The sequence below is a fragment of the Lentzea sp. NPDC037011 genome, from assembly GCF_055607425.1.
Genome location: NZ_JBVJRT010000005.1, coordinates 278,353 through 296,980, shown reverse-complemented (window position 1 = coordinate 296,980; position 18,628 = coordinate 278,353). Strand labels below are relative to the sequence as shown.

Below are 18,628 nucleotides of genomic sequence, written 5' to 3'. Positions count from 1 at the left end.
CGGACCGGCGGGTGGGGCACCATGGTCGGCATGGAACTCGTGCGGTGGCGGGACGAGCACTTCGAGCACATGCTGCGGTGGGGTGCCGACCCGCGGATGACCGAGTACGTCGGCAACGGCCGGCCGTGGTCGCCGGAGTACGTGGCGCAGCGGCACGAGCAGGCGTTGCGGCACTGGGAGGAGCACGGCTTCGGCCTGCACGCGGTCGTCGAAGACGGCGAGGTCGTCGGGCTGGCGCAGATGCTCGACGCGCCGGGTGAGGTCGAGATCGGCTACTGGGTGGCGCCCGAGCACTGGGGCCGCGGCGTCGCCACCGAGGTCGCCGCGCTGCTGCGGGACAAGGCGCTGGCGGTCAAGGACCGGGTGGTCGCCGGTCACCAGGCCGAGAACACCGCCTCCGGCCGGGTGCTGGAGAAGGCCGGGCTGACCTACTTCACCAGCCGGTACGTGTTCGGAAGACTTCAGCACGGCTACGCGTTGGACCGGGGTATGAGCGACACGGGGGTACTGCGGTACAGCGCGTTCACGACCGATCCGGCGGGCGGCAACCCGGCCGGTGTCGTGCTCGACGCGACCGAACTGACCGACGACGAGATGCTCGCCGTCGCAGCGAAGGTGGGCTACTCGGAGACCGCGTTCCTGTTCCCGGGCGCGGAGGACCGCGAGTTCGTCGTCCGGTACTTCAGCCCGCGGGCCGAGGTGCCGTTCTGCGGGCACGCCACCATCGCCACGTCCGTCGCGCTGGCCGAGCGGATCGGGGACGGGCCGCTGACGTTCCACACGCTCGCCGGCGACGTGACCGTCGAGACGGCGAACGGCACGGCGACGCTCACGAGCGTGCCGACCAGCACCGAGGAGGCGGACCCCGAGCTCGTCGCACGGGCGTTGAAGGCGTTGCGGTACCGCGAGGTCGGCGACGGTCCGGTGCACGTCGGCTTCGGCGGTGCGCGGCACCTGCTGGTCCCGGTGCGCAGCCGCGAGCAGCTGGCGGACCTCGACTACGACTTCGACGCGTTGCGCGACCTGATGCTCGACCACGACCTCACGACCGTGCACCTGTTCTGGCGCGAGTCGCCGGAGCTGGTCCACGCGCGCGACCCGTTCCCGGTGGGCGGTGTCGTGGAGGACGCGGCCACGGGCGCGGCCGCCGCGGCGTTCGGCGGCTACCTGCGCGACCTCGAAGGGCCGCAGCGGTTCGTCATCAGCCAGGGCGAGGACATGGGCCGCCCGTCCCGGCTGGAGGTCGACGCCACGCGCGCCGACCGCCGGGTGTCGGTGACCGGCGCTGCCGTCGTCATCCCCTCTTCCTGACACCACGAGCCGTCACAGCCGGTCCCGGTTCCAGGGACCGGCTGTGCGCTCCCCTGCAAGGGACCGCGAGGGCCCGACGCTGCTGCCGCGCCTTGCAGGGTGCCCGGCAGCAGCGTCGAACCGAAGGGGTGCGCACCCTCCCGCGCCGGACCCGGTGCTGCCGCAAGCACCGGGCCGGAAGATCGCGCAACCACTATGACCCGTTAGAAGGGTGGCGGCTCATACAGAACCGGGATACAAGGTCTTTATGCCCGAGTTGGAGCTCCGCCACCTCCGAGCGGTCCGCACGATCGCCGAGGAGGGCAGCGTCACCAGGGCGGCCACGCGGCTGGGTCTGACCCAGCCCGCGCTGTCCGCCCAGCTGCGGACCGTCGAACGGCTCGTGGGAGGTCAGCTGTTCGACCGCACCCGCAACGGCTGCGTGCCCACCGACCTGGGCCGGCGCGTGCTGGGCACGGCCAGGCTGGTGCTCGACGAGATGGCGCAGCTGATGAGCACCACCAGGGAGGCCGACCGCCGGGGTCCGCTGTTCTTCGGCAGCGTCTCGTTCCTGTACTTCGCGAAGCTCGTGGAGAACCTGCGCCAGCTCAACGCCGACGTGCGCGCCGAGGCCCGCATCTCGTCGGCGGAGGTCGTGGACATGCTGGAGGCGGGCCAGATCCACGTGGCGCTGTTCGAGTTCTTCGACGGCATGCCCTCCCGCGACCTGGCGGGCATCGAGCTGCGCAGGCTCGTGGCCGAACCGGCGTTCGTCGCGGTCTCCGAGCACGACCCGCTGGCACAGCAGGACGAGATCGACCTCGCCCAGCTCGCCGACCGCGACTGGGTCACCCCGCCGGCCCAGCAGCAGGGCAACCGGATGCAGATGTTCCAGGCCTGCGCGGACGCCGGGTTCGTGCCCCGGCTGACGCACCACACCGGTGACGCGGGCATGGCCCGGGGCTTGGTCGCCAGCGGCGCCGTCTCGTTCGCGGCGGCCCCGTCGCGCACCGGCGACGGCATCGTCATCCGGCGGCTGCGCGGCGTGCCGCTGATGGTCGACATCTTCGTGGCGACCCGCCGGGACTCACCGGTGGCGGGACGGGCGCACGAGGTGTTCGCGTGCGCCGCCGACGCCTACCGCTCGGTGCTGGACCGCAACCCGGAGTACCGCAAGTGGTGGGACTCGCACCCGGAGGCGCACCCCGAGTTCACGTAGACCGTTTTCACCCGGATGAGTCCGTACCGTGGAACAAGTCCTAGTCATAGCGTCCATGGTCATGGCGCCCACCACCCCGTCCACCGCGTACAGCCGGGACCTCGGCGACGAGCTGAAGAAGCTGCGCGAGTCCACCACGAACCTCACCGGTCGCGCCCTCGCCGTCCGACTCGGCTGGGACCCGAGCAAGGTGTCCAACATCGAGAACGGCAAGGTGCGACCCAGCGAGGTCGACCTCATCCAGTTCCTGATGATGTGCGGCAAGGACCTGCCGTTCTTCGAGGACTTCAAGCAGCGTTACCGACGCGCGTTCGACGACTACATCGTGCTGGTGCCGGAGAACCTGCGCACGGTCGCCATGGCTGAGGCGAGCGCGACGACGATCACCGCCTACGACGTGCTGACCATCACCGGTCTCCTGCAGACCGACAGGTACGCGGATGGTCTCTACCGGCACTCCGGACTCGTCGTGGAGGAGCGAATCCCGGCCCTCGTGCAGATCCGGGGTCATCGCCAGGCGGTTCTGCGGCGGCAGTTCGAGAAGGCGTTGCCGGTCGCGTTCAACGACTCGGACCTCGCGAAGGTGTTCGTCCAGGAACCCGGAGCCATCGCGCGGATCAGGTTGACCTTCGATCGCTTGAAGCAGGTCGCCCTGGATGAGGAACAATCGCGGCAGAAGCTGATGGAGTACATCAGCCTGCCGCGAGAGGGTGTCGATGAGCGAGGACCGCGAATGGCGTAAGAGCAGCCACAGCGGCGGCAGCGAGGACAGCGCCTGCGTCGAGGTGTCCCTCGGCCACGACGCGCTCGTCCGCGACTCGAAGAACCCGACCGGTGAGGTGCTGGTCTTCAGCACCCCGGCCTGGCGCGCGTTCCTGCGCCGTCCCTAGACCGCGATCGGGGTGGTGGGGCGGCCGATCAGCTTTTCCAGGTCCGGGCGGACCTGCGCGAACACGCCGTTGCGGATGGCGGTGAAGAAGTCGACGGCGAACGCGGGCACGCCGGCCGCGATCAGGTCCTCGTCGCTGACGTCGCGGAACCGGTCGCCGGCGAGCTCGGGGAACGACCAGGTGGTGGAGCCGGTGAGCTCGTAGGTCTGGTTCTCGTGGCCCCCGGTGCTCAGCGCGACGGCGGCGCCCAGGGCGTAGTCGTCGCGGACGGCGCTGGCGATGCGGCCGTCGCCGGTGGAGACGGCGACGGTCTCGGCGGACAGCGGGCCGAGGTAGTTCTCGTGGTACATGCCGTTGCGCAGGAACGTCCAGGTCAGGCCGGAGTCACGGATGATCTCCTCGGTGGCCTTGTGCACGACGGCCGCGCCCACGGTGGAGGTGTCGGCGTCGGTGATGCTCGTGTAGAAGACGTGGCCCACGCCGTGCTCGACGGCCTTGGCGACGGCGTTGGCGTGCTGCTGGATGCGGACGTCGGAGTCGTGCGCGTCGGCCGAGACGATGAGCAGCCGGTCGGCGCCGCGGAAGTCGAGGGTCTCGGGGCGGTCGAAGTCGCCCTGGCGGACCTCGACGCCGGGGACGTCGAACTTCTTCGGGTCGCGCACGGACACGACGAGCTGCTCGTCGGTGCGGGCGAGGAGGTGGCGGACGACGCCGCCGCCGAGCTGACCGGTCGCGCCGGTGATGAGGATCGTCATGGCGTCGACGTTATGGTTAGCGCTAACCTGCGGAAAGTACCTACTTCTGAGTGGGGTACTTACCCGGAGGTGAGCATGCAGGTCACGATCTGTCCCGAGCGAGCGGTCATGGAGCACGTCACAAGCAAGTGGGGCGTGCTCGTGCTGCAGGCGCTGTTCGACGGGGCGTCCTGGCGCTTCAGCGACCTGCGCCGCGAGTTGGAGGTCGTGAGCGAGAAGATGCTCACCCAGACGCTGCGGACGCTGGAGCGCGACGGGTTCGTGCACCGCGAGGTCCACCCGGTGATCCCGCCGCACGTCGAGTACACCCTCACGCCGCTCGGCAAGGGCGCGGCCGTCCACCTCGTGGCGCTCGCCTCGTGGATCTCCGCGAACAGCGCCGAGGTGGCCGAAGCGCAGGAAAGCTATGACGCCTCCTGAGCTTCACCGGAACATCTCGCCGCAGACATCGGGTCAGTCACCCGTTTGCGCAGTGAACGTTCTCACTTAACCCGCCTCGGTCGGCAGCAGAGATCGGATAGGTCACGATCTGGGGGCGGCAAACCGAGCGAATCCTTGGCACAATGGACCAATGGCCCAACCGTTCACCGACGAAAGCCATCCGGCGGAGCCCTATCCGGGCACTCGTCCAGACCACTGTTTCGTCCACGTCGACGAAACGGGCTGGCCAGTGCGACCGGACCTCACGATGGAGTCGGGATGGCGGGTCGAGCCGGATGACATCGATCTGGACCAATGGCTCATCAGCCGAGGTGAACCGCCCCTCGCGGCCCGGATGCCGGTGCTCGGCTACGGCTCCAACGCGAACCCCAGCAAGGTCACCTGGCTCCGCGAGGAACTGGGTCTCGAAGGCCCCGCGGTCGTGCTGCGCGCGCGTTGCGAGGGCATCTCCGCGGTGTGGGCCGATGGCACGCGTGCGCGCGATGGCCAGCGCCCGGCCACCCTGGCAGCGGCTCCCGGCGTCGTCGAGGAGCACTCGGTCTGGTTCGCCACGCCCGAGCAGCTGCGCGTGCTCGACCGCTGCGAGGGCCGCGGTCTGCGTTATCGCCTTGTACGCCTGCACACGGGCCGTGTGGTGCTTTACAACGGCGGTGTCGTCGACAGCGTTCTGGCCTACACGGCCGGTTCGAAGAAGCGCATGCCGATCCTCGTCAACGGGCGCATGGTGCCGTGCTCGAACCTCTCGCAGCGGCACGCCCTCCACCTCGGCGGCCGTCCTGCGCCGACTGACGGCTTGGACGTGACCGAGGTGCAGGGCGACCCGTCGGCGGACGACTGGCCGGAGCTGCTCTTCGCCTACGGCACGCTCCAGCCGGGCGCAAGCGCTTGGCACCTGATGGAGCCGCACGTCGTGGACTCCGAGGAGACCCACCTGCCCGGCAGGTTGCTCGACACCGGCCTGGGCTACCCGGCCCTGCGGCCCGGCGCCGGCCTGGGCGTGCCCGGCTTCGTGCTGCGGCTGCGGTCGCCCGAGGTGGCGCTGCCGCAGCTCGACGAGTACGAGGGCGCGGACTACCGGCGGGTGCGGGTCGTGCTGCCCGACGGCCGGATCGCCTGGACGTACCTGTGGACCGCCGCCGTGGAGGGGCTCGCCGAGCTGCCCGACGGGTGGGACGTCCACCAGATCCGGTGAATTTCCGGCAGGTTGTGTGAGCTAGTTGGTGAATGGGCACATCCTCACTGGTAGGAGGTGCACCCATGACCCGACGGTTGATCGCTTGCAGCCTGCTGGTGCTCGCTTCCGTGACGGCCTGCGGCGACAGAAGCGCGGAGGTCGGATCGGGCACGCTGCCGACCGCGGCTCCGTCCACGTCGAGCTCTTCGAGCTCTTCGAACTCATCGGCCACACCGTCCACGGCAGTCGGCAACGCGGGCGGCGAGGTCTCGAACCGCTGCAACGCCACCGTGCTCAAGGGCGCGGTGGAACCCACCGACGCGGGCGCGGGCAACCGGTACGGCAAGTTCGTCGTCACGAACACCGGCTCCCAGCCGTGCACGCTGAACGGCTACAGCGGCTTCCAGCTGGAGAACGGCGCCGGAGCGGTGCCGACGAAGCTGGAGCGCATGGCCGATCCCGGCCCCAAGCCGCTGAACCTCGCGCCGGGCGCCAAGGCCGCCGCGAACCTGCACTGGGGTGTCGTGCCCGCCGGCTCCGAGCCGGTGCAGGGCGCGTGCCAGCCGGAGCCGTCGAAGGTCGCGGCCATCCCGCCGAACGAGACGGCGCCGCTGAGCGTGCCGTGGACGTTCGGACCGGTGTGCTCGGGCGGCCACATCACGATCAGCGCGTTCTACGCGGTCTGAGGAACCGGCGACGGGCTCGTCGTGCTCCGGCACGGTGAGCCCGCCGCCGTTCGTCCCGGCGGAAGTTCTCACCCCATCGGCCTATGAAGTGGGTCTTCCACGCTAACGATGCGCGCGCAGGGGGCCACAATCATCCGTACGGCGCAAGCGGCCCGGTACCGGGACTCCGTCCGCGCTGAGGGACAATCACGCCCGAGATGAGCGATGACGACCTCGTGCTGCTGATCACCGTGGTGGTCGAGGCGGCGGACGAGCACCAGGCGCGGGCAGCGTGCGACGCGCTCAGCAGCCGTACCGGCGCGCGGGTCCTGGACGCCAGGGACTGCTCGGACGAGGAACCGAACTGCTGGGCCGTGGTCATCACCGAGCCCAGCGCCGAGAAGACCACGCACAACGTGTCCGCGGCGCTCGCGCGAGCGGTGCGGACGTTCGTGCGCGGGCTGGGCGACGGGTTCCCGACACCGCGGGTGGCGTGCGAGCCGCCGACGGCGTGGACGGTGCTCGACGAGCCCGAGCTGATCAACGGGCTGGTGCCGGGGGCAGAGCGCGTGCTGGTCGAGGCGTGGGCCGGCGATGACCCGTTCGGGGCAGGCACTCCGCGTGACAGGTCACCTGGAAGAAAGTCGTGAGTCACCCGGCCGGCGGGGTGCGGCGACCACGGGCCGTGAGGCGTGCGAGAGCGTCACTTCACGTTCGGGGCAAGGGTTCTGTGACGCGGCTAACTGATCATTAAAGCAAGGCCCGTTCGAGTGCATTCAGGCATCCACCCGGTTAGCCGATCTTCGTTATGAACTGTGAAAATCTGGGCACAATCTCTACTGGGGTGGCCGTGCGACCACCCTGTTCCGGGAGGGTTCGGGAGTCGACATGGCCAGCATCGAAGAGGTCCGTGCCGCAATTGCCCAGGCGATCGACAAGGCGAGCCAAAGCCAGTCGGCCCTCCAACAGGCGGCCGATCTCGCCGAGGACGCGCAGCAGCTGCTGACATCGGTCACCCAGGGCTCCGTGCAGGCGGACGTCGAAACGACGAACGCGCAGTTCCAGCAGGTCGTCTCCGGTGTGAGCGAGCTGCAGAACTACCTCGGCGCCGGCATCTCCGGGGCCGAGGGCATCAACAGCAGGCTTTGATGGCATCGATCGGCGAGGTCCGCGCCGCGCTCGAGCAGGCGAGCGAGATCCTGCGCGAGGCGTACCGCAGTGTGCGCAGCGCCCAGGACGGTCTCGACGAGGCGGTCGCCATCCTCGCCGAGTCGAGCGAGAACCACCACGAGTCGCTGCTTCCAGCGGAGTTCGTGCGCGCGAAGGAAAGATTCCCCGAACAGCTGGAGCTGATGGTGGGAACCCTCGAGCGCATCCAACGACTCACCGTGGAGCTGTGATGAGCAGGCGGGACGACCGGCGGCGCCGGATCGAGGAGGCCTTCGCGGACTTCCAGCGCGCCGTAGCGGCCGCGCTGGGCTCCGTGGCACGGGAGCACCGCGCCCTCGCCACGGAGCACGCGAAGGACATCGTCGAGTTCACCGTGCGCGGCGTGGGCATCGACCGGGCGTTGCGGGACGCGGCGCTCGCCGACGTGACCGCGTTCCTCACCGTGGACGAGAAGCGGACCGGGCACCCGCGCCAGGCCCCGCTGTCCATGCCGGAGTTCGCCGAGCGGCTCGACCAGATCAGGCACGACTGGCAGCAGTCCTACCACGAGTGGTCCGCGACCGGGCCCGACCAGCTGACCGCGCTGGTGAGCTCGGTCGCCGCCGGACCGGCGTCGTGGCCGCACGAGTCGTGGCTCGGCACGCCGGGCGCGCACGACGGCAGCGAGGGCGTACCGGAGCTGTGGCGGATCGGCACCGGCGTGGTCACCTCCGCGCCGGAGGCCCAGCCGTTCCCGGTCGCCGTGCCGCTGCTGGACCAGTCGCACCTGCACGTGGCGTCCACACCGGACAGCCGCCAGCTCGCGGACACGCTGGTGGAGAACCTGTTGCTGCGGGTCCTCTCTCACTTCCAGCCGGGTCTGGTGCACGTGCACGTGTGGGACGTCGGGCAGCTGACCGGGTCGTTGCCGGGGCTGTACCCGCTGACCCGCGCCGGTCTGCTGACGGTGCACGACCCTGCGCGCCTGCACGAACTGCTCGACGAGCTGTCCGAGCACATCCGCCAGGTGCACACCAAGGTCCTGGTCGACGGGCACCTCACCGTGCGGTCGGTCAGCGGTGAGGGCCGGCGCACCGAGCCGTGGCGGATCGCCGTGCTGTTCGGCAACCGCAAGGCGTTGCGCGAAGAGCACCAGCAGCAGCTGCAACGCGTGGCGCGCAACGGTTTGGCGTGCGGCGTGCAGCTGTTCATCGTGGACATCCCGATCACGGTCAACTCGCCGGTGGAGACGGTGTCGTTGCGCGGCGACGGAACCGCGACCTGCACGATGACCGGCAAGCACGTGACCGTGACGCTGGACCCCGCGCTGCCGCGGACGCTGGTGCCGCGCGCGTGTGCCGCCATCGCGGACAAGCGCGAGGAACGCCGTTCGCGGATGGGCAAGTTCGGCGACCTGCTGCCGGAACGCCCGTGGACGGAGAACTCGGCGGCCGGAGTCGTTGCGCCCGTGGGATTCGACGACGGCCAGCAGGTCTGCGTGCAGCTCGGCGACACCTCGCCGCACGCGTTGATCGGCGGGCCCTCCGGCTCCGGCAAGACGAACTTCCTCTACGCGATGCTCGGTTCGCTGTGCGCGCGCTACTCGCCCGACGAGCTCGAGCTGTACCTGCTGGACTTCAAGGAGGGCGTGTCGTTCGCGCAGTTCGCGCCGGGCCGCAAGGACCCGTCGTGGCTGCCGCACGCGCGCCTGGTCGGCGTGAACGTCAACACCGACCGCGAGTTCGGCGTGGCGCTGCTGAAGTTCCTGTCCGACGAGATGCGCAGGCGCGCGGACGCGGCCAAGCAGCACGAGGTGACGAAGCTCGAACACCTGCGGGTCGAGGACCCCGGTGGCCGGTGGCCGCGGATCGTCGCGGTGATCGACGAGTTCCAGTACCTGTTCGGCGAACGCGACCAGGTCACGGCGGCGGCCACGCAGCTGCTGGAGGACGTGGCGCGGCGCGGCCGGTCGCAGGGCATCCACCTGGTGCTGTCGTCGCAGGACGTCTCGGGCATCGAGGGGTTCTGGGGCAAGTCGGCGATCTTCGAGCAGTTCACGGTCCGCATCGCGCTGCCGAAGGCCCGCCGGGTGCTGGCCGAGCCGCAGAACGACGCCGCCGTGGAGCTGCCGCGCTGGCACGCGGTGATCAACCACGAGTCGGGTGTGAAGCCGGGCAACGAGATCGCGCGCATCCCGGACTCGACGTCCAAGGGCACCATGGACTTCCTGCAGTCCGAGCTGTGGCGGCGCGAACCCGGCCAGGCACCCGGCCTGTTCGACGGCAGCAAGGTCCCGCTGCTGGACGCGACACCGGACTTCCTCGACCTGCGACCGGGCGACGCATCGCCCACGGTGCTCCTCGGACAGGTCATCGACGTCGCGGGCAGCGCGGCGAAGGTGCGCTTCGCCCGCACGCCGGGACGCAACATCGCGGTGATCGGCTCCGTGGTCCAGGACGCGGCCGCGGTGCTCGGTGGAGCGGCCGCGTCGCTGGGCCGCCAGCACCACCCGCACGAGGCGGTGTTCACGCTGGCCTGCCTGGTCGAGGAGGCGATGCCCTCCGCGCTCCACCTGATGAAGCGCCTGAGCCACGACGGGCACGACGCGGACGTGGTCCAGATCGACCGCATCCGCGAGGTGCTGGACCAGACGGCGGCCCGGCTGCAGTCGATCGGCACGGGCCAGGCCGAGGCGCCGTTGAAACCGCACTACCTGGTGCTGTACGGCGTCGACGCGGCGCTCACGCTGCTGGAGCAGAAGGACCCGGCGACGCGGTCGTCCGGTGTGGACAGCCTGCGGGCGGTGCTGAAGCACGGTCCGGAGCACCGCACGCACGTGCTGGGCTGGTGGCGCGGTGTGCAGCGGCTGAAGTCGAGTCTTCCGCCCGGTGTGTACGACGACATCGGCGCCTGGGTGGCGTTCGACGTCCAGGGCAAGGAGCTGCTGTCGCTCGGACCTGAGCAGGTGATGGCGTGGTCGCCACGACCGCGGCGCGGCCTGTTCTTCGACCGGTTCGAGCACTCGCGACCGCAGGTGATCATCCCGTTCGACACAGGTGAGGTGTCATGAACCCGATGACTACGGCGATGTTCGAGTCGGTTCCGGCTCAACGCCAGAGCGGGGAGGTGGTCGAGGCGCCGGCGCTGTCCGCGGTGGAGCGCTACAAGGAGATCATCGCCATCGCCACGGAAGCGGCGGCACGCCAGCGCAAGCTCGACGAGGTGCGCTGCGCCGAGCTGGCCGAGCGGATCGCGGCCACGCAGCGGCAGATCGCCGAGGTCCGCGACCGCGAGCGGGTGGTGCGGATGGGTGCCGCGCTGCACTGGGAGCAGGCCGTCGAGCAGCTGTGGAACGAGCGCTGGTTGCAGATGACCACGCCGCCGCTGCCGGACGAGTCGGTGCAGCCCCGGCCGCAGAGCGAGTACAACGAGCGGATGGACCTCGCCTACCAGGCGCTGGAGAACGCGCTGGCCAAGCGCACCCTGTTGCGCCGCAAGCAGAAGGACTGAGTGCGCCGGTTGCGCACCACCGCCGACGTGCTCGACGCCTGCGCGGACCCGCTGGTCCGGTGGGCCGCTCAGGCGTTGTCGGCGGGCGGTGCGGCTTGGGAGCACCGCGGCGCGGTCGCCGTGCACGCACCGTGCCTGACCCGCCGGCGCAGGCTGGTGCTGTCCGGTCCCAGCGAGGGCGTGGCGTCGCTGCTGGCGGCGCACGGGCGCGGTGTCTCGTTGCGGCCCATGCTGGAGCGGTCGGTGGCGGCGGAGGTGCGGACGCTGATGCCGGAGCCGTGGGTGGAGGACGGGCCGTTCGGGTGGATGGACCGCTCCGGTTCGCTGGCCGCTCCTCCCGGAGTGGGCTGGCTGTCCTCGGACGACGAGGTGGAACCGTTGCTGCGCAAGGCGTTGCCGTCGTCATGGGCGTGGCCGGGCGAACCGGGCGTGCGCCGCTGGGCCGGTGTGGTCGAGGACGACGCGCTGGTGGCGACGGCCGCGGAGGCGTGGTCGTCGGTGGACGTCGGTTTCATGATGGGCGTGGCGGTGCACCCTTCCCACGCGCGGTGCGGTCTGGGGCTGCGGGTGTGCCAGTTCGTGGCGTCGGCGCTGCTCGACCTGTACGGCACCTGCGCGCTGCTGGTGGAGAGTTCCAACCAGCCGGCCATCGCCCTGTACCGCAAGCTGGGGTTCGCGTACCGCGACGTGACGACCCTGCTGCCTGCGACCTAACTCACAAAGTGGAATCTTTATCCGTTTACGGGGCGTTGTGCGGGGTACCGACGTTCACACGACTCTGGATGGAGATGGTTCGACCATGACCAGCACCGCACTCGAGGTCCGGCTCGCGTCCCGCCCGACCGGCTGGCCGACCGAGGACACCTTCGAGATCGCCGAGGTGGAGATCCCGACGCCGGGCGAGGGGCAGGTCCTGGTGCGCAACGTGTTCATGAGCGTCGACCCGTACATGCGCGGCCGGATGAACGACGTGAAGTCGTACGTGCCCCCGTTCCAGGTCGGCGCCCCCCTCGACGGCGGTGCGGTGGGCGAGGTCGTGGCCTCGAACGCCGAGGGCTTCGCGGTCGGCGACCACGTCCTGCACGGCCTGGGCTGGCGCGAGTACGCCGTCGTCGCCGGCACGCACGCCGTGAAGGTCGACCCGTCCGTCGCTCCCCTGTCGGCCTACCTGGGCGTGCTCGGCATGCCAGGGCTGACCGCCTACGCGGGCCTGCTGACCACCGCGGAGTTCAAGGAGGGCGACGCGGTCTTCGTCTCCGGCGCCGCGGGTGCCGTGGGCCAGCTCGTGGGCCAGATCGCCCGCCTGAAGGGCGCCTCCCGCGTCATCGGCTCGGCCGGCTCCCCCGAGAAGGTCGAGTACCTCGTCGAGGAGCTCGGCTTCGACGCCGCGTTCAACTACAAGGACGGCCCGGTCGCACCACAGCTCGCGGCCGCCGCGCCCGACGGCATCGACGTGTACTTCGACAACGTCGGCGGCGAGCACCTGGAAGCCGCGATCGGCGCGCTGAACCTCAACGGGCGCATCACGATGTGCGGTGCGATCTCGCAGTACAACGAGGCCGGGACGCCCACCGGCCCGCGCAACCTGATCCAGGTCCTGGCGAAGCGGCTGACGTTGCGCGGCATGCTCGTGGGCGACCACAAGGCGTTGCAGCCGCAGTTCGTGGCCGAGGTCGGGGCGTGGATCGCGTCCGGGAAGCTGAAGTACAGCGAGACCGTCGTCGAGGGCGGCGTCCGGCAGGCCCCGGCGGCCTTCCTGGGCATGCTGCGCGGCGACAACACCGGAAAGATGCTCGTGAAGTTCTGATTTCGAGTGCACGCGGGGCGCTTTCGTACTCTTCTGGAGCACGAAAGCGCTCCGCGTGCGTTCACAGCAGCAGCAGTTTGCCGGGGTTGAGGATGCCGGTCGGGTCGAGGCGGGTCTTCACGGCGCGCAGCACGTCGACGCCGATGGCGCCGATCTCGTGCTCCAGCCACGGCCGGTGGTCCCGTCCTACCGCGTGGTGGTGCGTGATGGTCCCGAGCCGGGAGATCGCCTCGGACGCCGCCACCTTCGCCCGCGCCCACTGCCCCACCGGGTCGGCGAGGTCGCGCGGCACCAGCACCGTGAAGTACAGCGAGGCACCCGTCTCGTACGCGTGGGAGATGTGGCACATGACCACCGCGTCCCCCAGCTTGCCCAGCAGGGCCTCCCGGACCGCGTCCCGCAGCTGCGAGACCCGCGACCAGTGCGTGGCGGTCTCCAGCGTCTCCACGGCCACACCGGCGTCGAGCAGTGCGTCGCGTTGGCGCGGCCCGTTGTATCGGCCGTGCAGCCAGGACGCCCCCATGGCGCGACCGAGGCGCACGACGCGGTGGCCGCTCAACGAGCGCATGGTCGCCGACCGCGAACGGCACTCCCAGCCCAGGATGACCAGGCACGGGTTGCGGACTCCCCGTAGGCGCAGATAGCGCGTCACCACGGAGGCCTTGCTACCGGCCAACGCCAGCGCGACCTCCGTTTCGTGCTCATCGGACAGACGGGTGATGTCGGCCAGAGCGCCGTTCTGGGCCAGCGTGCGCACGAGCTCGACGCCCGCCTCCCAGCCGTCGACCACGAAGCCCTCGTAACGCGGGCCGTTCGGCTTGGGGCGCACCCGCACCGACACCTCGGTGATCACGCCGAACTGGCCCTCCGAGCCGATGACCAGCTGTTTCAGGTCCGGGCCCGCGGCGGAGGCCGGTGCGGTGCCGACAACCCACTCACCGGTGGGGGTGGCGATGCGGACCGACTCGACCATGTCCTCGAAGCGGCCGTAGCCCGAGGAGGCCTGGCCGGCGGAGCGGGTGGCCGCGAACCCGCCGATCGTGGCCCGTTCGAACGACTGCGGGAAGTGGCCGAGGGTGAAGCCGTGCTCGCCGAGCAGGCGTTCGGCCTCCGGGCCGGTGACGCCCGCCTGGAGCACGGCCACGCGGGAGACCGGGTCGACCGACACCAGGGAGCCGAGTCCGGCCAGGTCCAGGGCGACGACCGCGTCCTTGGGACCGCGCAGGGCCTCGACACCGCCGACGACCGAGGTGCCGCCGCCGAACGGGACCACGGCCACGTCGTGCTCCACGCAGACGCGCAGGACCTCGGCGACCTCCTCGGGGGAGGCGGGGACGACCACGGCGTCGGGCACGGGCAGGTCGCCGTGGCCGCGGTGGCGCAGCAGGTCGAGGTACGAGAGGCCGCCGGCGTGTCCGAGGCGGTCGGCGGGCAGGACGCTGATCGTGCACACGGCTTCCAGGGCCGTGAAGGCGTCCTCGGAGAGCGCGGACGGCGGTGCCTGCACCGGGGCGGGCGTGAAGGGGTCGCCGAGGCCCACGCGGGCGCTCAGCCAGGCCAGCGCGTGCGGCGGCAGCGGTGTGGTCTCGGTGGTCCAGCGGGCCCTAGTCACTGCTACAGTGTTACACATGACGTCTCAACGTCACACCGACGAGGACCTGCTGGACGCGACCCGCGAGTGCGTGCTGGAGGTGGGGGTGCGCCGCACGACCCTCACCGACGTCGCAAAACGGGCAGGCGTGAGCCGCATGACGCTGTACCGGCGGTACCCCGACGTGGACCACCTGGTGCGGGCGTTGATGACGCGCGAGTTCGCGGCACTGCTGGAGCGGACGCAGGGGCGCGGCAACGCCCGTGAGCAGCTGGTCAGCCGGGCCGTGGACGCGATCCGGCTGCTGGGCGCGAACCCGCTGATGCAGCGGGTGCTCCAGCTCGACGCCGAGCTGATGCTGCCGTACCTGGTCGAACGGCTGGGCAGCACGCAGCGGCTGGTCGAGGAGTTCCTGGTCGCGCAGATCGAGGCCGGGCACCTCGACGGGTCGATCCGGTTCGGCGACGCCAAGACGCAGGCACGCGTGGTGCTGCTGACGACGCAGGGCATGGTGCTGTCGACGCGGCCGGCGACGTCGGGCCTCGACCCCGCCTCGCTGCTGGACGAGCTCGCCCGGCAGCTGGACGGGGCGCTGAGGCCGTGAACACGTCGCTGAACGCCGCCCGCCGCCAGGAGGACCTGGAGGCGGCGCAACGGGAGGTCGTCGACGTGCTCGTGGTCGGCGGCGGGGTCACGGGTGCGGGCGTCGCGCTCGACGCGGCCTCGCGCGGGCTGCGGACCGTGCTGCTGGAGGCGCACGACCTGGCGTTCGGGACGTCGCGGTGGTCGAGCAAGCTCGTGCACGGCGGGCTGCGGTACCTGGCGAACGGGGACGTGAAGCTCGCGCACGAGAGCGCGGTCGAGCGCGGCATCCTCATGACGCGCACGGCACCGCACCTCACCCGCACGTTGCCGATGCTGTTCCCGTTGCACGACAAGGCGAACAACCTCGTCCTGGCCGGGCTCAAGGCGGGCAACGCGCTGCGCATCGCCGCCGGCACGTCCGCGCGGGTCCTGCCGCGGCCGCGCCGGGTGGACCGGCACGAGGCGCTGGCGCTGGTCCCGGGGCTGAGCCCGCGCAACCTCCTCGGCGGCCTGCTCAGCTACGACGGCCAGCTGACCGACGACGCCCAGCTGGTCGTCGCGCTGGCCAGGACCGCGGCGGGGCACGGCGCGCGGATCATCACCCGCGCGAAGGTCACCGCGCTGGAGGGTGACGGTGCCGAGGCGGTGGACACGCTCACCGGCACCGCGTTCACGGTCAGGGCCAGGGCGGTGGTCAACGCCACCGGTGTCTGGGCCGGGACGCTCGCACCGGTGCGGCTCACGCCGTCGAGGGGCTCGCACCTGGTGGTCGACGCGAAGGGCGTCGGTCTCGCGGGGACGGCGGTCACGATCCCGGTCCCCGGTGAGCGCAACCGGTACGCGTTGCTGCTCCCCCAGCCGAACGGCCGCGCCTACCTGGGTCTCACCGACGAGCCGGTCGACGACGTCCCGGACGTGCCGGTCGTTCCCGAGTCCGATGTGGACTTCCTGCTGCGGACCGCTTCCCATGTGCTGCGGCGGGAGCTGACGAGGCAGGACGTGATCGGCAGCTACGCGGGGCTGCGGCCGCTGCTGGAGGCCGAGGGCCGCTCGGCCGACCTGTCGCGCAACCACACCGTCCTCACGGCACCGAACGGCGTGCTCACGATCGTCGGCGGCAAGCTCACCACCTACCGCAGGATGGCGGCGGACGCGGTGAACGCGACGGGCCTGACCCGGATGCCTTGCCGCACCAAGGACATCCGCCTGGTCGACGACCGGCCGCACCCGACCACGCCGATCGCTCCCGGCGTGACGGAGGCGGACGTGCTGCACGCCGTCCGACACGAGGGCGCGCTCACCGCCGACGACGTGCTCGACCGGCGCACCCGCATCGGCCTGGTGCCCGCGGACCGCGCCAGGGCGGAGCCGGAGATCGCGAAACTCCTCGCCACCGTGTGAAAAGGGCGTCTGCGAGTACTACCGACACGAAGTCGGTGGTACTCGCAGACGCCCTCAGCGCGAGGAACGCGGGTTATTCGCCGATGACGGGCTTCGCGGCCTTGGGCGGGTCGACCAGGGCGTCGCCCTCGATCCGCACCTTCCGCTTGTGCTCGTTGGAGCCGCCCTGCTGACCGGCGGCACCGGCCATCGGAGCGCCACCCATCATGCCGCCCGCGGCACCACCACCGCCGCCACCGCCACCACCGGCGGGAACAGCGCCACCGACGCCACCCGTGGCGGTCGGCATGACACCGGCCGCGCCACCGTGCTGCATCGCGGTCGCACCCGTGCCACCGCCACCGCCACCGAAGGCACCGGCGGGGATGCCGCCGCCTCCGCCACCCATGCCCTTGGGGATGCCGCCGCCACCGCCGCCACCGCCCGCCGCGGACGTGGCCGAGTGCGCCGACGTGGACGATGCGGGCGACGCCGGGTGCTCGACGGCCGGCCGGTACCAGTCACCCGTGCTCGGGGTGCCGATCGACGGCGGCCTCGTCCCGGTGTTGCCACCGGCCGTGGTCGTCTGGTCGTACTCCCAGTGACCGGGGACCCAGCGGCCGGGACCCTGGCTGCCGGTGCCACCGGAGCCGCCACCGGGTCCCTGGGGGTAACCGGGGTAGCCGCCGGAGCCGCCACCGGGTCCGGGCACCCACTGACCGCCGGAACCGCCGGAACCACCGCCGGGACCGGGCACCCACTGACCGCCGGAACCGCCGGAACCACCGCCGGGACCGGGCACCCACTGACCGCCGCCCGATCCCTGGCCGGGCGGCGTGTACGGCGGGCGGACCACCGGGCCGCCGGTGCCGGACGTGCCGGTGTTGCCGCCGCCCGCGCCGACGGGGACGCCACCGGGGTTGTAGACCGGCTGGACCTGCGGACCGCCGCTGCCGCCACCGGGGCCGCCGCGGTAGCCGCCCTGGTCGTGCGAGTACTGGCCGTTCGCGCCGCCGGACACCCGGTCGAGGTGGCCCGCGTCGATGCCCAGACCGCCGGAGGACGGGCGGGTCACGCCACCGCCGCCACCGCCCGCGCCCTTGTGCGCCATCGCGGAGATCGCGTTGATGACCTGCTCGGCCGTCTGGGCGATCTTCTGCACGCTCTGGACCAGCTTCATCAGCTTCTGCAGCGAACCGGAGAGCTTCTGCAGGAAGTCGGCCAGCTTCTTCGCGTACTTCACCGCGGTGGTCACGATGTCGGAGATCGCGCCCGCGATGGCCGCGCCGAAGGTGAGGAACGAGGCCGCGAGCCACTGGATGATCTTCATGACCATGTCGGACACGGCCTGGCTGATCATGTCCATGATCATCTTGCGGACGGTGCCGACCAGCTGGCCCGCGCCCTCGACGGCACCCGCGATGCCGTCGGCGGCCTTGGCCAGCGACTCCAGGCCGCCCGCGTGCTTCTGGGCGGCCGCGCGGTAGCCGTCGGCGGCCTTGCCCTCCCACTCGCGGGTCTGCTCGACGCAGATCTTCTTGTACTCGGCCGCGATGTCGTGGACCTGCTTGCCGGCCGACCGGAACGACCCGGCCATCTTGCCGATGGCCTCCGGGTTGCCGAGCAGGACGTCGAACGGCTCGCGCAGGAAGTCGACGTGCTGGATGGCCCAGCTGAAACCGGCGGAGAGGAAGCCGCTGAGCGGGTTCGACGCCATGCCGACGATGCCCATCGCGGTGTTGGCGATGCCGAGACCGCCCTGCACCCAGTCACCGCGCTCGATCGCGGAGTAGGTGCTCGAAATGGTGCTGATCAGCTGCTGCGGGTCGGTTCCCGCGGCCTGGGTGGCGGGCGCGTTCATCCTCGGCCCTTTCCGGTGAAGCCGAACATGTTGTCGAGGTCGACCTGCTCGTACTGCTCGATGGTCTCCTTGAGCCCGATGCCCATGTCCATCAGCGAGTTGGCGGCCTTGCCGAGACCGTCCTGCGACAGCCCGGCGGTCTTGAGGATGTGCGAGGCCAGGAAGCCCGCGAACACGCCGAACGCCTCGGTCGTGAGAGCACCCGGATCACACGTCTCGGTGGCCTTGCGCATCCGATCGGTCAGCCGTTCCACGCTCGCGGCGTGGCGTCTGAGCTCGTCGAGATCGAGATTGAACTGGCTCATGCCTTA

Annotated in this window: 20 protein-coding genes; 16 read left to right on the top strand and 4 right to left on the bottom strand. The window is 70.9% G+C overall.

From position 1 onward, the window contains the following. Nucleotides 1-30: 30 nt before the first annotated feature. The 4 genes from ACZ7CH_RS16920 (at nt 31) to ACZ7CH_RS16905 (ending at nt 3,399) form a co-directional block, all read left to right on the top strand. Complete coding sequence (locus ACZ7CH_RS16920; protein WP_470374291.1) at nt 31-1,311, top strand: PhzF family phenazine biosynthesis isomerase; 1,281 nt, start codon at nt 31-33, stop codon at nt 1,309-1,311. Between the two features lie 247 nt (nt 1,312-1,558). Then, on the top strand, nt 1,559-2,509 hold the full coding sequence (locus ACZ7CH_RS16915) for a LysR family transcriptional regulator (protein WP_360385691.1): 951 nt from the start codon (nt 1,559-1,561) through the stop codon (nt 2,507-2,509). Between the two features lie 61 nt (nt 2,510-2,570). Beyond that, on the top strand, nt 2,571-3,251 hold the full coding sequence (locus ACZ7CH_RS16910; RefSeq protein WP_470374290.1) for a Scr1 family TA system antitoxin-like transcriptional regulator: 681 nt from the start codon (nt 2,571-2,573) through the stop codon (nt 3,249-3,251). After that, nucleotides 3,226-3,399: a DUF397 domain-containing protein gene (locus ACZ7CH_RS16905; RefSeq protein WP_360385687.1), complete on the top strand. Its 174-nt coding sequence runs from the start codon at nt 3,226-3,228 to the stop codon at nt 3,397-3,399. Before ACZ7CH_RS16910 ends, ACZ7CH_RS16905 begins: the two co-directional genes overlap by 26 nt. On the opposite strand, the gene ACZ7CH_RS16900 is transcribed toward ACZ7CH_RS16905, so the two are convergent. Beyond that, the gene (locus ACZ7CH_RS16900) at nt 3,396-4,154 is read right to left on the bottom strand and encodes an SDR family oxidoreductase (protein WP_470374289.1); all 759 of its coding nucleotides are present in this window, start codon (nt 4,152-4,154) and stop codon (nt 3,396-3,398) included. The two genes, ACZ7CH_RS16905 and ACZ7CH_RS16900, sit on opposite strands and share 4 nt — an antisense overlap. Before the next feature lie 108 nt (nt 4,155-4,262). Here ACZ7CH_RS16900 and ACZ7CH_RS16895 point away from each other — a divergent pair, with 108 nt between their 5' ends. The 10 genes from ACZ7CH_RS16895 to ACZ7CH_RS16850 all read left to right on the top strand — a co-directional run bounded on the left by ACZ7CH_RS16895 (nt 4,263) and on the right by ACZ7CH_RS16850 (nt 12,900). Then, nucleotides 4,263-4,574: a winged helix-turn-helix transcriptional regulator gene (locus ACZ7CH_RS16895; RefSeq protein WP_470374288.1), complete on the top strand. Its 312-nt coding sequence runs from the start codon at nt 4,263-4,265 to the stop codon at nt 4,572-4,574. A 250-nt stretch (nt 4,575-4,824) separates the two neighbouring features. Beyond that, on the top strand, nt 4,825-5,787 hold the full coding sequence (locus ACZ7CH_RS16890) for a gamma-glutamylcyclotransferase family protein (protein WP_360385681.1): 963 nt from the start codon (nt 4,825-4,827) through the stop codon (nt 5,785-5,787). A 65-nt stretch (nt 5,788-5,852) separates the two neighbouring features. Then, nucleotides 5,853-6,455 carry a DUF4232 domain-containing protein gene (locus ACZ7CH_RS16885; RefSeq protein ID WP_360385679.1) on the top strand — a complete coding sequence of 201 codons (603 nt, stop codon included), beginning with the start codon at nt 5,853-5,855 and terminating at the stop codon, nt 6,453-6,455. A gap of 197 nt (nt 6,456-6,652) precedes the next feature. Continuing rightward, a complete protein-coding gene (locus ACZ7CH_RS16880; protein ID WP_470374287.1) occupies nt 6,653-7,084 on the top strand; it encodes a hypothetical protein in 432 nt (143 codons plus the stop codon). 238 nt (nt 7,085-7,322) lie between these two features. Then, nucleotides 7,323-7,583: a hypothetical protein gene (locus ACZ7CH_RS16875; RefSeq protein ID WP_360385675.1), complete on the top strand. Its 261-nt coding sequence runs from the start codon at nt 7,323-7,325 to the stop codon at nt 7,581-7,583. Next, nucleotides 7,583-7,834 carry a hypothetical protein gene (locus ACZ7CH_RS16870; RefSeq protein ID WP_360385673.1) on the top strand — a complete coding sequence of 84 codons (252 nt, stop codon included), beginning with the start codon at nt 7,583-7,585 and terminating at the stop codon, nt 7,832-7,834. The genes ACZ7CH_RS16875 and ACZ7CH_RS16870 overlap by 1 nt, the downstream gene beginning before the upstream one ends. Next, nucleotides 7,834-10,653: an FtsK/SpoIIIE domain-containing protein gene (locus ACZ7CH_RS16865; protein WP_360385671.1), complete on the top strand. Its 2,820-nt coding sequence runs from the start codon at nt 7,834-7,836 to the stop codon at nt 10,651-10,653. The genes ACZ7CH_RS16870 and ACZ7CH_RS16865 overlap by 1 nt, the downstream gene beginning before the upstream one ends. Then, a complete protein-coding gene (locus ACZ7CH_RS16860; RefSeq protein WP_470374286.1) occupies nt 10,650-11,093 on the top strand; it encodes a hypothetical protein in 444 nt (147 codons plus the stop codon). The genes ACZ7CH_RS16865 and ACZ7CH_RS16860 overlap by 4 nt, the downstream gene beginning before the upstream one ends. After that, nucleotides 11,094-11,807 (top strand): GNAT family N-acetyltransferase, encoded by a 714-nt coding sequence (locus ACZ7CH_RS16855; RefSeq protein WP_470369517.1) that lies wholly within the window; start codon nt 11,094-11,096, stop codon nt 11,805-11,807. It abuts the gene before it with no gap. A gap of 85 nt (nt 11,808-11,892) precedes the next feature. After that, entirely contained in the window at nt 11,893-12,900 is a 1,008-nt protein-coding gene (locus tag ACZ7CH_RS16850) for an NADP-dependent oxidoreductase (protein ID WP_470374285.1), read from the top strand. Between the two features lie 61 nt (nt 12,901-12,961). Here ACZ7CH_RS16850 and ACZ7CH_RS16845 read toward each other — a convergent pair whose 3' ends face one another. Beyond that, nucleotides 12,962-14,530 (bottom strand): FAD-binding oxidoreductase, encoded by a 1,569-nt coding sequence (locus ACZ7CH_RS16845; RefSeq protein ID WP_470374284.1) that lies wholly within the window; start codon nt 14,528-14,530, stop codon nt 12,962-12,964. On the opposite strand from ACZ7CH_RS16845, the gene ACZ7CH_RS16840 reads away from it, so the two are divergent. Both ACZ7CH_RS16840 and ACZ7CH_RS16835 read left to right on the top strand, forming a co-directional pair. Then, nucleotides 14,529-15,095: a TetR/AcrR family transcriptional regulator gene (locus tag ACZ7CH_RS16840; protein ID WP_458429516.1), complete on the top strand. Its 567-nt coding sequence runs from the start codon at nt 14,529-14,531 to the stop codon at nt 15,093-15,095. The genes ACZ7CH_RS16845 and ACZ7CH_RS16840 overlap by 2 nt on opposite strands. Beyond that, on the top strand, nt 15,092-16,477 hold the full coding sequence (locus tag ACZ7CH_RS16835; protein WP_360385659.1) for a glycerol-3-phosphate dehydrogenase/oxidase: 1,386 nt from the start codon (nt 15,092-15,094) through the stop codon (nt 16,475-16,477). The genes ACZ7CH_RS16840 and ACZ7CH_RS16835 overlap by 4 nt, the downstream gene beginning before the upstream one ends. 73 nt (nt 16,478-16,550) lie before the next feature. On the opposite strand, the gene ACZ7CH_RS16830 is transcribed toward ACZ7CH_RS16835, so the two are convergent. After that, nucleotides 16,551-18,317, bottom strand: a complete 1,767-nt coding sequence (locus ACZ7CH_RS16830) for a WXG100 family type VII secretion target (RefSeq protein WP_470374283.1) — start codon at nt 18,315-18,317, stop codon at nt 16,551-16,553. After that, nucleotides 18,314-18,622: a hypothetical protein gene (locus ACZ7CH_RS16825; RefSeq protein WP_360385655.1), complete on the bottom strand. Its 309-nt coding sequence runs from the start codon at nt 18,620-18,622 to the stop codon at nt 18,314-18,316. Before ACZ7CH_RS16825 ends, ACZ7CH_RS16830 begins: the two co-directional genes overlap by 4 nt. Nucleotides 18,623-18,628: the final 6 nt, after the last annotated feature.

Excerpts from the sequence above, each read along its gene's own strand:
- ACZ7CH_RS16850 (WP_470374285.1), top strand. The coding sequence starts at position 11,893 with ATGACCAGCACCGCACTCGAGGTCCGGCTCGCGTCCCGCCCGACCGGC.
- ACZ7CH_RS16840 (WP_458429516.1), top strand. The coding sequence starts at position 14,529 with ATGACGTCTCAACGTCACACCGACGAGGACCTGCTGGACGCGACCCGC.
- ACZ7CH_RS16870 (WP_360385673.1), top strand. The coding sequence starts at position 7,583 with ATGGCATCGATCGGCGAGGTCCGCGCCGCGCTCGAGCAGGCGAGCGAG.
- ACZ7CH_RS16915 (WP_360385691.1), top strand. The coding sequence starts at position 1,559 with ATGCCCGAGTTGGAGCTCCGCCACCTCCGAGCGGTCCGCACGATCGCC.
- ACZ7CH_RS16900 (WP_470374289.1), bottom strand. The coding sequence starts at position 4,154 with ATGACGATCCTCATCACCGGCGCGACCGGTCAGCTCGGCGGCGGCGTC.
- ACZ7CH_RS16875 (WP_360385675.1), top strand. The coding sequence starts at position 7,323 with ATGGCCAGCATCGAAGAGGTCCGTGCCGCAATTGCCCAGGCGATCGAC.
- ACZ7CH_RS16845 (WP_470374284.1), bottom strand. The coding sequence starts at position 14,530 with ATGTGTAACACTGTAGCAGTGACTAGGGCCCGCTGGACCACCGAGACC.
- ACZ7CH_RS16865 (WP_360385671.1), top strand. The coding sequence starts at position 7,834 with ATGAGCAGGCGGGACGACCGGCGGCGCCGGATCGAGGAGGCCTTCGCG.
- ACZ7CH_RS16885 (WP_360385679.1), top strand. The coding sequence starts at position 5,853 with ATGACCCGACGGTTGATCGCTTGCAGCCTGCTGGTGCTCGCTTCCGTG.
- ACZ7CH_RS16830 (WP_470374283.1), bottom strand. The coding sequence starts at position 18,317 with ATGAACGCGCCCGCCACCCAGGCCGCGGGAACCGACCCGCAGCAGCTG.
- ACZ7CH_RS16910 (WP_470374290.1), top strand. The coding sequence starts at position 2,571 with ATGGCGCCCACCACCCCGTCCACCGCGTACAGCCGGGACCTCGGCGAC.
- ACZ7CH_RS16895 (WP_470374288.1), top strand. The coding sequence starts at position 4,263 with ATGGAGCACGTCACAAGCAAGTGGGGCGTGCTCGTGCTGCAGGCGCTG.
- ACZ7CH_RS16905 (WP_360385687.1), top strand. The coding sequence starts at position 3,226 with ATGAGCGAGGACCGCGAATGGCGTAAGAGCAGCCACAGCGGCGGCAGC.
- ACZ7CH_RS16825 (WP_360385655.1), bottom strand. The coding sequence starts at position 18,622 with ATGAGCCAGTTCAATCTCGATCTCGACGAGCTCAGACGCCACGCCGCG.
- ACZ7CH_RS16860 (WP_470374286.1), top strand. The coding sequence starts at position 10,650 with ATGAACCCGATGACTACGGCGATGTTCGAGTCGGTTCCGGCTCAACGC.
- ACZ7CH_RS16880 (WP_470374287.1), top strand. The coding sequence starts at position 6,653 with ATGAGCGATGACGACCTCGTGCTGCTGATCACCGTGGTGGTCGAGGCG.
- ACZ7CH_RS16920 (WP_470374291.1), top strand. The coding sequence starts at position 31 with ATGGAACTCGTGCGGTGGCGGGACGAGCACTTCGAGCACATGCTGCGG.